Source organism: Mesorhizobium sp. M2A.F.Ca.ET.039.01.1.1 (assembly GCF_003998035.1).
In the GTDB taxonomy this organism is placed as follows: domain Bacteria; phylum Pseudomonadota; class Alphaproteobacteria; order Rhizobiales; family Rhizobiaceae; genus Mesorhizobium.
The window spans coordinates 1-587 of the sequence record NZ_RZRY01001439.1 but is presented as its reverse complement, the minus strand read 5'-3'; the positions used below and the strand labels follow the sequence as shown (position 1 = coordinate 587).

The window sequence follows — 587 nt, the reverse complement described above, 5'->3', positions numbered from 1 at the left end:
CCCGTATTGTCTCTTGGAAATCAGGTGGCCGGCGCCCGCAGGGGGCGGGGGAATGGGTAGGGGCCTGGTAGACGCCGGCCTCGGCGGATCGAACCGCCTTGTGGGCTAACCTAACGGCATCCCCGCAAACCGTAATTCCGCGATCGCGCCACTTCCCAATGCGCCCCTGCTCGGCAAGCGCAGGACCAATAATGGTTAAGCCTCGACGCAAGGTTGCAATCGGACCGATCAGGACCCGTCCGAAGCGATCTTTCCGGCCGGCATGGCTGCGAGGCATTCTTCCAATCGCTGGAGCCGGGCCTTCTGCCAGCGCAGCGTATGCGCGACGTCGTGCAGGTTGCATTTGGCTTTCGAATTGGCGGCTTTGATCAGATCGCGCTCGAGCCGATCGATCTCGCAGCGCAGCTGCCGCGCCTCCTCCTCCCGCAGCCCCCGGATCCAGCCTGGCCCACGCATGGTTCCACCATCAAAGCCGGCTCGATGCTGGCACAGAAAGGCTAACGAAACCGGTTTGGCGGACTTTGCATTTTACATATCGCTAATATTAAATTCGGACATCCATCGCATGCTGGCTGGCTGTGTAAGAT

At 60.8% G+C, this 587-nt stretch carries 1 protein-coding gene; it reads right to left on the bottom strand.

The features are described from left to right. Window positions 1-228: 228 nt before the first annotated feature. Window positions 229-456 carry a hypothetical protein gene (locus EOA24_RS40325; RefSeq protein WP_042644415.1) on the bottom strand — a complete coding sequence of 76 codons (228 nt, stop codon included), beginning with the start codon at window positions 454-456 and terminating at the stop codon, window positions 229-231. Window positions 457-587: the final 131 nt, after the last annotated feature.

Excerpts from the sequence above, each read along its gene's own strand:
- EOA24_RS40325 (WP_042644415.1), bottom strand. The coding sequence starts at position 456 with ATGCGTGGGCCAGGCTGGATCCGGGGGCTGCGGGAGGAGGAGGCGCGG.